Origin of the sequence: Paenibacillus methanolicus (assembly GCF_008124765.1) — a bacterium.
In the GTDB taxonomy this organism is placed as follows: Bacteria; Bacillota; Bacilli; order Paenibacillales; family Paenibacillaceae; genus Paenibacillus_Z; species Paenibacillus_Z methanolicus.
Window position 1 is genome coordinate 306,730 of the sequence record NZ_VNHS01000004.1, and the last position, 12,962, is coordinate 319,691.

At 57.1% G+C, this 12,962-nt stretch carries 11 protein-coding genes; all 11 read left to right on the forward strand.

Going from position 1 to position 12,962, the window contains the following annotated elements; translation table 11 throughout:
- The first annotated feature begins 803 nt into the window (after positions 1-803).
- The 11 genes from BCM02_RS12890 (at position 804) to nagZ (ending at position 12,889) form a co-directional block, all read left to right on the forward strand.
- Positions 804-1,631 (forward strand): uroporphyrinogen-III synthase, encoded by an 828-nt coding sequence (locus BCM02_RS12890; protein ID WP_148929504.1) that lies wholly within the window; start codon positions 804-806, stop codon positions 1,629-1,631.
- A 21-nt stretch (positions 1,632-1,652) separates the two neighbouring features.
- On the forward strand, positions 1,653-2,411 hold the full coding sequence (cobA, locus tag BCM02_RS12895) for a uroporphyrinogen-III C-methyltransferase (protein ID WP_148929505.1): 759 nt from the start codon (positions 1,653-1,655) through the stop codon (positions 2,409-2,411).
- Between the two features lie 564 nt (positions 2,412-2,975).
- Complete coding sequence (locus BCM02_RS12900) at positions 2,976-4,661, forward strand: peptide ABC transporter substrate-binding protein (RefSeq protein ID WP_148929506.1); 1,686 nt, start codon at positions 2,976-2,978, stop codon at positions 4,659-4,661.
- Positions 4,662-4,780: 119 nt separating this feature from the next.
- Positions 4,781-5,710, forward strand: a complete 930-nt coding sequence (locus BCM02_RS12905; RefSeq protein ID WP_148929507.1) for an ABC transporter permease — start codon at positions 4,781-4,783, stop codon at positions 5,708-5,710.
- Between the two features lie 4 nt (positions 5,711-5,714).
- A complete protein-coding gene (locus BCM02_RS12910; protein WP_148929508.1) occupies positions 5,715-6,659 on the forward strand; it encodes an ABC transporter permease in 945 nt (314 codons plus the stop codon).
- Positions 6,660-6,673: 14 nt separating this feature from the next.
- Positions 6,674-7,657, forward strand: a complete 984-nt coding sequence (locus tag BCM02_RS12915) for an ABC transporter ATP-binding protein (protein WP_148929509.1) — start codon at positions 6,674-6,676, stop codon at positions 7,655-7,657.
- Between the two features lie 17 nt (positions 7,658-7,674).
- On the forward strand, positions 7,675-8,640 hold the full coding sequence (locus BCM02_RS12920; protein ID WP_148929510.1) for an ABC transporter ATP-binding protein: 966 nt from the start codon (positions 7,675-7,677) through the stop codon (positions 8,638-8,640).
- A gap of 423 nt (positions 8,641-9,063) precedes the next feature.
- Complete coding sequence (locus BCM02_RS12925; RefSeq protein ID WP_148929511.1) at positions 9,064-9,756, forward strand: DNA alkylation repair protein; 693 nt, start codon at positions 9,064-9,066, stop codon at positions 9,754-9,756.
- 77 nt (positions 9,757-9,833) lie between these two features.
- A complete protein-coding gene (locus BCM02_RS12930) occupies positions 9,834-10,658 on the forward strand; it encodes an alpha/beta hydrolase family protein (protein WP_148929512.1) in 825 nt (274 codons plus the stop codon).
- Between the two features lie 138 nt (positions 10,659-10,796).
- Positions 10,797-11,291 carry a GNAT family N-acetyltransferase gene (locus BCM02_RS12935; protein WP_148929513.1) on the forward strand — a complete coding sequence of 165 codons (495 nt, stop codon included), beginning with the start codon at positions 10,797-10,799 and terminating at the stop codon, positions 11,289-11,291.
- Positions 11,292-11,452: 161 nt separating this feature from the next.
- On the forward strand, positions 11,453-12,889 hold the full coding sequence (gene nagZ, locus BCM02_RS12940) for a beta-N-acetylhexosaminidase (protein ID WP_246183353.1): 1,437 nt from the start codon (positions 11,453-11,455) through the stop codon (positions 12,887-12,889).
- Positions 12,890-12,962 lie beyond the last annotated feature (73 nt).

A 12,962-nucleotide genomic window follows, 5' to 3' on the forward strand; every position in this document is an offset into this window, starting at 1 on the left:
ACTCCTATCCCGCGTGCATGGTCGTGCTGCCCCTTGTTCTCTTTGTTTGGGTTACGGTCAAGCCGGGTTGGATCAAAAAAAGCCGCATGGCAGCCTTGGGAGCTGCAATGCGGCGTCGTTGCCGGACGGCTAAGCACATCGTTGTGCGAAGCGCGATTCAATTCATCTGAATCACATCGTTGTGTTCATATTTGAATTATAGGTGCGACGGAGGTTTGTGTCAACTATTCTAACATAAAAATTTGTGGATGTATTCTAACGATTGCTGCCTATGCGGAGAGTGGAGTGGCGTTATTTATTGAATATTCACAAATGGTGCTTTGAGACCAGTAAACATCAGCAATAGTTCACAATAATTTGTCTGGAATCGATGAGTTGAAATGGAATTTTGGTTGCGATAAGCGTGGAAAAAGCAGGTTGGGATTGTCACTGAAGGTGACGCGAAAGCTCCGAAATCGTGAAAAATGATACATTTTAGACGAATATGTGAATCATTCACAACGAAACTGCGAGTAACTCATGTCATGATTGTTGACATTTGATAATCGGTGGGCGTATACTCGGAATAACCAAGAAACGATTGCCGCAAGGGGCGGCGGAAGCCGGAACGTGGCGAAATTTATATAAGAAAAATTGATAACCGCGCTTATTGCCTGGCTTAGATTCAGGTGTGATAATGGGGTCACTGAAAGGGCGTTTGGTTTGGCCGCAAGGAAAGAGACGCATCTTGGGGGCGTTACCCGCGCGCTGCATGTCGGCGGCGGGCCGGGCGCAACCGAGATCGACAAGGGGAGTGGAGTTTGATGTCCAAGCTGGAAGGGGTGACAATCGCCGTCACCGGACCGCGCAAGGCGGACGAGATTAGCCGGATGATCGAGAAGTTTGGCGGACGCGCCGTGATTAGGCCGACGCAAGGGACGGTCTTCCTCGACGATACCCGTCTCGAAGGGCAGCTGGAGCGGCTGATAGACCAGCCGCCCGATTGGATCATTCTGACGACGGGCGTGGGGACGGAAGCGCTGCTGCAGGCGGCGGAGAGTTTGGGCAAGCGAGAAGCTTTCATCGGCATGCTCGGCAGAACGCGTATCGCCGCGCGCGGCTATAAGACGGTGAACGCGCTAAGGAAGCTGGGGCTCGCGCCGCTGGTCAAGGATGATGACGGCACGACGGCGGGGCTGCTGCGGGAGATGGAGCCGCACGACCTGGCCGGCGCGTCGGTGGCGCTGCAATTGTACGGCGATCCTGCGCCGAAGATCATCGGCCGGCTCGTCGAGCGGGGCGCCGCTTGCGAGGAAATCTTGCCTTACCGCCATATTCCGCCCGAAGGCGATGGCGTGGAGGCCTTTATTGAAGAAATTATCGCGGGCGGCATCGACGCGGTCGCGGCGACGAGCACCCCTCAGGTTCGTTATCTGATGCAGAAGGCGGACGAATCGGGGCGGCTTGCGGCGCTGAAGGCGGCTTTCGAGGGTCCGGTGCTGGCCGTAGCCGTCGGCAAGGTGACGGCGGAATCGTTCGCGGAGGAAGGCATCTCGCGGGTGCTCTATCCGGAAGAAGAACGAATGGGCAGCATGGTTGTCGCGATGACCAAATATTTCGATCGGCAGACATCCAAGGAATCGGCTGACTAAGGCGGCGAGGGGGGAAGCGTCATGTTCGGAAAAGTATATCTGACGGGAGCGGGGCCGGGAGATCCTAAATTGATCACGATCCGGGGGCTTGAGACGATTCGGGAGGCCGACGTCGTCATCTACGATCGTCTGATTGCCGAAGAGCTGCTGAAGGAAGCTCGGCCTGACGCGGAGATGCTGTATGTAGGCAAGGCATCCGGTCACCATACGCTGAAGCAGGAAGCGATCAACGCGCTTATCGCCGACCGCGCGATGCGGGGATTGACCGTAACCCGGCTCAAGGGAGGCGATCCGTTCGTGTTCGGCCGCGGCGGCGAAGAGGCGCTTCATTTGGCGGAACTCGGCATCGAGTTCGAAGTGGTGCCGGGAATATCCTCCAGCATTGCGGCTCCGGCGTACGCGGGCATACCGGTTACCCACCGGACGCTGGCGGCGTCGTTCGCGGTCATTACCGGCCACGAATCGGCCGAGAAGGATCGCGCGAGCGTCGATTGGGCATGGGCGGCCGGGGCGGAGACGTTGGTCATTCTTATGGGGCTTGCGGCGCTGCCGCTGATCGTGGAACGGCTGATAGCCAGCGGCAAGCCGGGAGAGACGCCGATTGCGCTCATCCATAGCGGCACACGCCAAACCCAGCAGGTCGTGGTCAGCACGCTGGACGCCGTCACGAACGATCCGGATGCGAAGGCGCTGAAGAGTCCGGTCGCGATCGTCGTCGGACCGGTCGTCCATATGCGGGACCAATTGGCTTGGGGCAAGGTGGAAGCAGCGATCGGTTGAGTTTGCCGTAGCGACGCAATTGCATATGACATGGCAGGAACATGGTTCTCTTGGGGGAGCCATGTTTTTTTGTTTTTTATTTCTTGCTGCGTTGGGGCATATATAAGGAGACGGCTTGTCAACGTGTAGAGACAAGGGGGCGACGTGCATAAAGAAACATACATGATTATTCATAGCAATGCATAACTTTGCGGAAATTCGCCGTGAAATAACAAACTGTGACAAAATTCCGAAGTAAAATTAACAGTAAATACCATTAATAATCTGATAATTATTAACTTTCTGTTACTTTGGAGCTATTTGCTAAAAAAAATATATTGCTCTTCATTGGACGAAAGTGTAATATATATCAGTAAGCGTTTGCAGTTAATTCGCACAAATAAGTGGTGAAAAATGTCAGATCTGTCTCGTAAAAGACAGAAAAAACTTGACGTGATAGTGACATTAGATTCCATTAAAAGGGATTATGGGTCGAAAGAAATGAAAATTTCTAAGATTCTATTGTCACGTTTATGTGAGGCTGATATAATTTCCCGTATAACTCGTGAGAGAGGTGTAAGGTTGATGAAAGCAAAGCTAACATTGCTGCTTGTCCTCGTCGTGGCAACAGTCGCTATCCTGTCCGGCTGCGGCAACAACAACAGCGGCGGTAACACTGGCGGCAACACGGCCGGCGAGAACGCAGGCGAAGCAAGCAACGGCGGGGGCGCTGACCAAGTATTCCGCATGAACCTCAGCTCGGAGCCGCCGACGCTTGATCCGGCTCTGATGCAGGACCAAGTATCGTCGACTGTTATGTCCGGCCTGTTCGAAGGTTTGACTCGCATGGAGAACGGCGAAGCGGTTAATGCCATGGCCGAAGACATCCAAGTAAGCGAAGACGGCTTGAAGTACACGTTCAAAATCCGTCCGGACGCAAAATGGTCCAACGGCGACGCGGTAACGGCGCACGACTTCGAGTATTCCTGGAAACGTACGCTGGATCCGAACCTGAATCCTCCGGCTCCATACGCTTACCAACTGTACTACATCAAGAACGCTGAAGAATACAACACGGGCAAAGGCGCGACGGTCGATCAAGTCGGCGTCAAAGCGATCGACGATTCGACGCTTGAAGTCGAACTGAAAAACCCTACGCCATACTTCAAAAGCCTGCTTTCCTTCTACACGTACTACCCGGTGAACAAAGCCGTCGTATCGGCTAACCCGGCATGGGCGGCAGAAGCGGCAACTTATGTGTCCAATGGTCCTTTCAAGCTCGAATCGTGGTCGCACAGCGACTCCATCGATCTGGTGCCGTTCGAGAACTACTACGGCAAGGCCGACATTAAGCTGTCGAAAGTACACTTCGTTATGATCTCCGACGCTAACACGGAGTCGAATATGTACGATACGGAAGAACTCGACTGGTCCGGTAAGCCGACTGGCTCCATCCCGGTTGAACAACTGGCTATGCTGATTCAAGACAAGAACCCTGAGCTGGTTTCCCAGCCGCAGGCGAGCACGTACTACTACAACTTCAACAACACGAAGAAGCCTTTCAATAACGTTAAAGTTCGTAAGGCGCTTGCAATGGCGATCGACCGCAAAGCGATCGTAGAGAAAGTAACCAAAGGCAACGAAATTCCGGCTTACGGCTTCGTGCCGCCAGGCATCCACGGCGTCAACGGCGACTTCCGCGACGAAGTGACGACGGAATACTTCAAAGAAGATCCGGCTGAAGCAAAGAAACTTCTCGCCGAAGGTCTTGCCGAAGAAGGCATGACGGCTATGCCGGAGTTCGAGCTTTCTTACAATGAAGGCGGACTTCACAAGCCTGTAGCGGAAGCAATCGCCGACATGTGGAATAAAAACCTGGGCATCACGGTCAAAACGCAAACGGTGGAATGGAAAGTCTTCCTGCAAAACCGTACGTCCCTTGCATACGACGTGGCGCGCGCAGGTTGGGGCGCCGACTACAACGATCCGATGACGTACATCGACATGTGGATCACGGGCGGCGGCAACAACGACACGGGCTTCAGCAACGCCGAGTACGACAAGCTCGTCAAAGATGCTTATGCGACTAGCGACCAACAAGCTCGCGTAGACGCAATGGCGAAAGCCGAGCAAATCCTGATCGGCGACAACATGGCGATCATGCCAATCTTCTACTCGTCCGTCAACACGCTGGTTAAGCCTTACGTGAAGAACGTAACGATTGACTACAAAGGCGATATCGACTACACGAGAGCTTACATCGAGAAATAAGAAATAACTAGAAGGAACCGATCCTTCTTTGAACAAGCTAGTGGAAATACGTAGGTGACGTCGTATGACATTGCCTACGTATTTCTACGTTTCATAATCTGAATGGGAGGTGGTGGATCATGTTCCGTTATGTGCTAAGAAAGTCGGTTAACATCGTGCTTTCGCTGTTCGTCCTGGCTACGGCGACATTTTTCCTCATGAAGGCGATCCCGGGCGATCCGTTCATGCAGGAGAAGAACGTTCCCGCGGCCGTGCGCGAGAACTTGATCAGATACTACGGGTTTGATAAGCCGCTTTGGCATCAATACCTCATTTACTTGAAGAACCTGCTTCAGCTAGACTTAGGGATGTCCATGCGACAGCAGTACCAGAGCGTCGTCGACATTATTTCGCGTTCGTTCAAATATTCCATGCAGCTCGGTCTTGTCGCGATCGTCGTATCGGTTGTCGTGGGCATCGCCGTCGGTCTGATTGCCGCATTGTACAACCGCAAGCTGATCGACCGTCTCATCATGCTGTTTGCCACGATCGGCATCGCCGTGCCGAACTTCGTATTGGCGACGCTAGCGCAGTATTACTTTGCGAACAAGCTCCGTTGGTTCCACGTAGCCGGCTTGCACGGTCCGATGGATTACGTCCTGCCGACGCTGGCGCTGTCGGTGCTGCCGATCGCCTTTATCGCGCGCTTGACCCGTTCGACGATGATTGAAGTGCTTTCCGCGGACTATATCCGCACGGCAAAGGCGAAAGGTCTCGGCTCGCTGACGATCCTGATCCGCCATGCGCTGCGCAACGGTTTGCTTCCGGTCGTATCCTATGTAGGTCCCATGACGGCCAATATCATTACGGGCTCCGTCGTCGTCGAATCCATTTTTGGAATCGCCGGGCTTGGGAAATTTTTCACAGACAGCGTTTCGAACCGCGATTACACGTTAATTATGGGCATTACGCTATTCTACGCCGCTATTTTGATGTTCTCCCGTTTCATTACGGATATCGCTTACGCACTAATCGATCCGCGCATTAAAATTTCCAAAAAAGGAGGCTGAGGCCATGCAAACGACAAACGTGGAAACGAACAAAGGAAACATCGATCCCGGCAAATTCGCCAAACTCGAGAAAACGCCCAAAGACGTCGTGGAGTCCGGTTCCAAGAGTCGCTCTGCTGGTCAAGAGATTCTGTACCGCCTCTATACGAACAGCTGGGCTATGGTTTCATTAGGCATTCTGCTCGTCATTGTTTTCTTCGCGATTTTCGGACCGAGCATGAGTGAGCACAACTTTTATTCCAATAACTTGGACGCCCAGAATCTTGCGCCTTCCGGTGATTACTGGTTCGGCACTGATAGTCTAGGACGTGATATTTGGTCCCGCACATGGAAAGGCGCGCAAATTTCCCTGACAGTCGGTCTCGTTGCCGCTTTGGCGGACTTGCTGATTGGCGTATTAATGGGCGGCATGATGGGCTATTTCGGCGGCAAGGTGGACGAAATCCTGAACCGCTTCTCCGAAGTTCTCTATGCGATCCCTTACCTGCTGGTCGTTATCTTGGTCAGCGTCGTATTGGGCTCGAATATGTGGACGATTATTTTGGCGATGACAATTACCGGATGGATCAACATGTCGTGGATCGTCCGTGGACAAATTATGCAGCTTAAAAATCAGGAATACGTGCTCGCGGCTCGTTCGATGGGCGCCGGCGGATTTCATATCGTGCTCCGCCACCTGATTCCGAACTCCCTGGGACCGATCATCGTCACGCTGACGCTGTCGGTACCGTCGGCGATCTTCGCCGAAGCATTCCTCAGCTTCCTCGGTCTCGGCGTGCAATCGCCGGCCGCTTCGTGGGGCGTTATGATCAACGATGCCATGAAGACGTGGAAGTACTTCCCGTGGCAGCTGCTCTTCCCGGCAGGCTTGCTCACGATTACGATGCTTGCGTTTAACATTTTCGGCGACGGGCTGCGCGACGCATTCGATCCGAAAATGAAGGTGTAACGGAGGTGACGGACATGAGTAAACAAGATACGGTATTATCCGTGAAAGACCTCGAGGTGCAGTTCAACACCCGCGGTGGCGTCGTTCAGGCGGTCCGCAACGTCACGTTCGATTTGAAGCGCGGCGAAGCGCTTGCCATCGTCGGCGAGTCCGGCTCCGGCAAGAGCGTCTCGGCCCAAACGATCATGCGTCTGATTCCGACGCCGCCGGGCAAGATCAAGACCGGCTCGATCGTCTTTAACGGACAAGATATATTGAAGATGTCGGAGAGGGAGATGGAAGCGATCCGAGGCAAAGAGATCGGCATGATCTTCCAGGATCCGATGACCTCGCTCAACCCGACGATCACGATCGGCAACCAAATTACCGAGGTGCTGATCAAGCACCAAAAGATGAGTAGACAGCAAGCGAAGGATCGCGCGATCGAAATGCTGCGTCTGGTCGGTCTGCCTAACCCGGAGCAGCGTTATGCGCAGTACCCGCACGAATTCTCCGGCGGCATGCGTCAGCGCGCGATGATCGCGGTCTCCCTGGCCTGCGATCCGACGCTGCTGATCGCCGACGAACCGACGACCGCGCTCGACGTGACGATCCAGGCGCAAATCCTGGAGCTCATGAAGGATCTTCAGAAGCGCCTGGGCACGTCCATCATCATGATTACGCACGACCTTGGCATCGTTGCCGACATGTGCGACCGCGTCATCGTTATGTATGCGGGCAAAGTCGTCGAAGAAGGCACGAAGGAAGAGATTTTCAAAAATCCGAAGCATCCGTATACGCGCGGCTTGCTCCGCTCGCTCCCGCGTCTGGACCAGCCGAAGGACGAGCCGCTCATTCCGATCGACGGCACGCCGCCGAATATGATGCACCCGCCAATCGGCTGCGCGTTCTGCGACCGCTGCGGCGACGCCATGAAAATCTGCGCCGAGCAGGATGCGGAGATCACGTCTCATAGCGAGACCCACGCTTCTCGCTGCTGGCTGAACCACGTGGTATAGAAAGGAGGGCAACGCAAATGAGCAAATCGAAGTCTGATGCACTTATCCAAATCGATGGCTTGAAAAAATATTTCAACGTCGGCGGCGGTACGCTGAAGGCGGTCAACGATCTGTCGCTGAGCATTCGCCAAGGCGAAACGCTTGGCGTCGTGGGCGAGTCCGGCTGCGGCAAATCGACCGCGGGACGCACGATTCTCCGGCTGTACGAGCCGACGGCCGGGTCCGTCCTGTTCAACGGCGAAGATATCTACAAGATGAACGGCTCCAAGCTGAAGGCGGCGCGCCGCAACATGCAGATGGTCTTCCAGGACCCGTACGCGTCGCTGAACCCGCGCTGGTCCGTCGAGAGTATTATTGCCGAACCGTTCAAGCTTCATAATCTGGCGGGCAGCCGGAAGGAGCTTCGCTACAAAATCGAGCAGCTGCTCGACGTCGTCGGCCTGAAGCCCGAGCATGCGGATCGCTACCCGCACGAATTCTCCGGCGGTCAACGCCAGCGGATCGGGATTGCCCGCGCGCTCGCGGTCGATCCGAGCTTCATCGTGTGCGACGAGCCGATCTCCGCGCTCGACGTCTCGATTCAGGCGCAGGTCGTCAACCTGCTCAAGGATCTGCAGCGCGACAAAGGCCTGACGTACATGTTCATCGCGCATGACCTGGCGATGGTCAAGCATATCTCCGACCGCGTCGCGGTTATGTACTTGGGCAAAATGGTCGAGCTCGCGGACGCGGAAGAGCTGTACGCCGACGCGCGCCATCCGTACACGCAGGCGCTGCTCTCGTCGATTCCGGTTCCGGATCCGGACGTGGAAGCGAAGAAGGAGCGCATCGTGCTCAAGGGCGATATTCCGAGCCCGGTCAACCCGCCGAGCGGCTGCCCGTTCCGGACGCGCTGCCCGGCCGCGACCGAGCGCTGCGCCTCCGAGGTGCCGGAGCTGCGCGAAGTGAAGCCGAACCACTTTGCGGCTTGCCATTACGCGTAATTGCAACAATATCGATAGAAGCGTCGCCTCTCGAGGCGGCGCTTTTTTTGCTCAATGGATACGTAAAGCGTGTCCGCCGGAGCGGACGAAAGCGAAGGTCAGCACGGAGCTGCATCAAGCGCACGCCTCTTCAGAATACCACCCCAAGGCAAAACGTAACGAACGAAGCTCGAACAATAGCCAGTCCGAGGGACTAGCGGGCTCCCCCTCGAAAGGACACATCGAAGACGGCCGCGCAACGAGTCACGCTAATTAGCAGAGTCCAGGGGGTGCTAACCTTCTGGTTCCCCTCGGCAGAGGGGGAAGGGGGGAGGGAGAAGGAAGGTTTTCGAAGGGCGAAGCCCTTTGCCCCGCGGATGCGATGCTTGATTCCGCGCCCTCGTTTCCGCTACACTGCTCGTATCAACGATAGGAGGGGATCGAATGCTGCCCTATACTTCGCTGCTCGCCGAACGGCTGAGCAGCCATGCAGACCCGGCGGTCGCCGCGCCGATGGCGGCTTATATGCGCGATCAATTCCCGTTCCTCGGCCTGAAGAATCCGGAGCGCGTGGCGCTGACGCGGGCGTTCCTCGCCGAGCATGGACTGCCGGCCGGGGAAGCGGAACTGCTTCAGGTGGCGGAGGAGCTGTGGTCGTTGCCGCAGCGGGAATTCCAATACACGGCAATGCTGCTGCTGGAGAAACGGCTCAAGCACGCGCAGCCGGAGCGCATGCCCCTGCTCGAAAGGCTCATTACGACGAAATCGTGGTGGGATACGGTCGATATTCTCGCCGGCAAGCTGGCCGGTTCGTTGTTCGCGCGATATCCCGATCTGGTGGACGAGTATATCTCCAAGTGGACGGCGTCGGACGATATGTGGCTGAACCGGAGCGCGCTGCTGTTTCAGCTGCATTACAAGGAGCGGACGGACCGGGAGCTGCTGTTCGCGCTCGTTCGCCGGTATGCCGGCCATGAAGATTTCTTCATTCGCAAGGCGATCGGCTGGGCGCTCCGGGAATACTCGAAGACCGATGCCGCGAGCGTGACGCGATTGGTGGAGGAGACGCTATTATCGCCGCTCAGCGCGCGCGAAGCGTTGAAGTGGCTGCGCGGGCAGGACGCAATTGACGATTGACGGCAACGGCGCGGTCGTGATATCCTTAATACCAAGTAAGTTGGTATGAATTATTGGATATAAGGTGGTGCGCGACGATGAACCATTCCATTACGATTCAAAGCGGCGATGTGCAGCTCTCCGGCGTTCTGCAATATCCCGATCTTCATAGAGAAACGCGCGGCACGCGCAAATACCCGATCGTCGTCATCTGCCACGGCTTCATCGGCAACCGGATCGGCACGGATCGGCTGTTCGTCGAAGCGGCCGAGCGATTGACGGCGCAAGGCTATCTCGTCCTGCGTTTCGACTACGGCGGCTGCGGCGAGAGCACGGGCGACTACGGCAGCGGCGGCTTGGACGCGCTGATCGAGCAGACCCGCACGGTGCTGGATTACGTATCGGGCCTCGATCTGGTCGATCTCGACCGCATCATCCTGCTGGGGCACAGCTTGGGCGGAGCGGTGGCCGTCCTAACGGCCGCGCGCGACGCGCGGGTGAAGTCGCTCGTCATGTGGGCGCCCGTCGCGCACCCTTATATGGATATTCGCAACATTATCGGCACGAAGGCGATCGAAGAGATCGAGCTGACGGGCAAGAGCGACCATATGCACTACGAGCTGACCAAGCGGTTCACCGATTCGCTCGCCGAATACCAACCGCTGACGGAGCTTCGGGGCTACACGGGCGACGTGTTGATCGTGCACGGCACGGCGGACACCGTCATTCCGGTCGACTACTGCTTCCTCTATCAGAAGATGTTCTGGCTGCGCAAGGAAGGCAGCTGCGACAAGGAAGTCATTTTACAAGCCGACCATACCTTCTCCTCGAAGGCGGCGCGCGAGCAAACCTTCGATATTACGCTGCGATGGATCGACGCCTTGGGCAAGCGGCGTTCGGACTGGAGCTTGTGGACGATTTAGACCGACTGTTATCCCCTGTGCAGGCTGACGAAGCCGCGCGGGGGATTTTTGTGCTATCGCACAAATGGCGCAAGGGCGAGAGGAGAACGGTCGGGGATTGGGGAATTTCTTATGGATAGATATAGGGAGGTTACGAGGATGAAAATAGTAGCGTTCAATGAAGCGCGTCATTTGACGAAGGCTCGCGACATTTATAACTATTACGTGGCGAATACGACGATCTCATTCCATACGGCGGAGGTCACGCTCGACGAAATGCGGGTGAACGTATGCAATCCGAATCCGCGCTACAAGACGTACGTGATCGAGGTCGAAGGCGAAATGGCCGGATACGCCCTATTCACGCAGCATAAGAACAAGCAGGCTTACGACGTGACCGCAGAGGTGACGGTCTACTTGGCTCCTGAGCAGGCGGGCAACCGGCTCGGGCCGTCCGCCGTCGCGTTCCTCGAGGAAGAAGCGCGCAAGATCGGTTTCCATACGTTGGTGGCGACGATCTGCACGGAGAACGAGCGCAGCATCCGGCTGTTCGAGCGGCTGGGCTATGAGAAATGCGCCCATTTCAAAGAAGTCGGGTTCAAGTTCGGCCGCCGGCTTGATATCGCGAGCTATCAGAAGGTGTTGGGCGAATAGGCGCCATCTTGCGGTCGGGCGGCGGCTAGGGGCAACTTTTGGAAGGCGGGTCTCGTCAACAATCATACAGGCAAGAGCTTCAGTCCCGTTGCGGCGCGTATGAACGGAAGGCCGCATGGCCGACAATGAAGCTAACCTAGGAGGACGGGAGCGATGCCGAAATGCGCGATCGAATGAGAAGAACGGCGACCGCGGCCGCGGCGCTGCTGCTCGCGGCGACGGCAGCCGGATGTGCCGGCGGCCAGCGGCAGGCGGTGGAGACCAGCGGCGTGGCGAGCACGAACGACGCGGCTAATGCGACGAGCGGAGCGGCGGGCGATAACGGGCAGGTCGCGGCGAATCCGGGGACGAAGGCGGACGGACAGCCGCAGACGGGGACGGCGGGCGAGGCGCATGAGGAAGCGCCGAATCCATCGACGGTGGGCGGCGGCGCGGTTGCGAGCACCCCCGGCGCTTCTTCGGGCGCCGCCGAGGCGGACGCCGCAGGAAGCGCGGCGGATGCGGCGTTACTGCGGCAGATCGCCGGCATGACGCTAGAGGAGCGGATCGGACAGCTCATCGTGGCCGGCGTGGACGGGACGGCGGCGGATGCCGGCGCGAAGCGGATGATCCGCGATCAGCACGTGGGCGGCGTTATTTTCTACAAAGATAATCTGGCTTCGGCGGAGAGCGTCATTCGGTACGTGAATCAGCTGAAGGCGTGGAATGCCGGCGGCGCGGCGCCGTTGCTGCTGTCGGTCGATCAAGAAGGCGGGAAAGTGAGTCGGCTGCCGGAGCTGAAGAAGCTGCCCAATGCCCGCGTCATCGGCGATACGGGCGATGCGGGGCTGGCCGAGGACGTCGGCGAAATTCTGGCGCGGGCGTGTCTCCAGCTCGGGCTGAACGTCGACTTCGCGCCCGTGCTCGATATTAACAGCAATCCGGCGAATCCGGTCATAGGCGGGCGCGCGTTCGGCAGCGGCGAGAAGATCGTGACGGAGATGGGGCTGGCGACGATGAAGGGGATCCGCTCGCAAGGCGTCATCCCCGTCGTGAAGCATTTCCCGGGACATGGCGATACGGCAGTCGATTCGCACTTGGACTTGCCCGTGGTGAACAAAGGGCTGGACGAGCTGAAGGCCTTCGAGTGGAAGCCGTTCGAGGCGGCGATCCAAGAAGGGGCGGGCGCGGTCATGGTGGCCCATATTCTGTTCCCCAAGATCGATCCGGACTATCCGGCTTCGTTGTCGAAGACGATCGTCACCGACCAGCTGCGGGGCATGCTCGGCTTCCAAGGCGTCGTCATTACCGACGACCTGACGATGGGCGCGATTGCCGACCATTACGGCATAGGCGAAGCGGCGGCGTTATCCGTCAAGGCGGGGGCGGATCTCGTGCTCATCGCCCATAAGTATGGCAACGTCGATAAGGCGATCGCGGCGATTGCGGCCAGCGTCAAGCGGGGCGAACTGACCGAAGCCCGGCTGAACGAGAGCGTGCTTCGGGTGCTGCGGATGAAGGCGAATGGGAAGCTTAGCGACGAAGCGATCGGCAGTCCGAGGCTTGCGCCGGTCAACGAGGCAATTGCCGAAGTGCTCGCGCAGGCGGCTCGGCCGTAGTCTTTTTTTAGCTCATTAATAACGAAACGATCGGCTGCTCCGGAACCGGAAGGGGGAAGGGCGGCTTTTTTCG

Bases quoted from the DNA above. Each gene is read 5' to 3' on its own strand.
- BCM02_RS12915 (WP_148929509.1), top strand. From the start codon at position 6,674: ATGAGTAAACAAGATACGGTATTATCCGTGAAAGACCTCGAGGTGCAG.
- BCM02_RS12910 (WP_148929508.1), top strand. From the start codon at position 5,715: ATGCAAACGACAAACGTGGAAACGAACAAAGGAAACATCGATCCCGGC.
- BCM02_RS12930 (WP_148929512.1), top strand. From the start codon at position 9,834: ATGAACCATTCCATTACGATTCAAAGCGGCGATGTGCAGCTCTCCGGC.
- nagZ (WP_246183353.1), top strand. From the start codon at position 11,453: ATGCGCGATCGAATGAGAAGAACGGCGACCGCGGCCGCGGCGCTGCTG.
- BCM02_RS12920 (WP_148929510.1), top strand. From the start codon at position 7,675: ATGAGCAAATCGAAGTCTGATGCACTTATCCAAATCGATGGCTTGAAA.
- BCM02_RS12935 (WP_148929513.1), top strand. From the start codon at position 10,797: ATGAAAATAGTAGCGTTCAATGAAGCGCGTCATTTGACGAAGGCTCGC.
- BCM02_RS12900 (WP_148929506.1), top strand. From the start codon at position 2,976: ATGAAAGCAAAGCTAACATTGCTGCTTGTCCTCGTCGTGGCAACAGTC.
- cobA (WP_148929505.1), top strand. From the start codon at position 1,653: ATGTTCGGAAAAGTATATCTGACGGGAGCGGGGCCGGGAGATCCTAAA.
- BCM02_RS12905 (WP_148929507.1), top strand. From the start codon at position 4,781: ATGTTCCGTTATGTGCTAAGAAAGTCGGTTAACATCGTGCTTTCGCTG.
- BCM02_RS12890 (WP_148929504.1), top strand. From the start codon at position 804: ATGTCCAAGCTGGAAGGGGTGACAATCGCCGTCACCGGACCGCGCAAG.
- BCM02_RS12925 (WP_148929511.1), top strand. From the start codon at position 9,064: ATGCTGCCCTATACTTCGCTGCTCGCCGAACGGCTGAGCAGCCATGCA.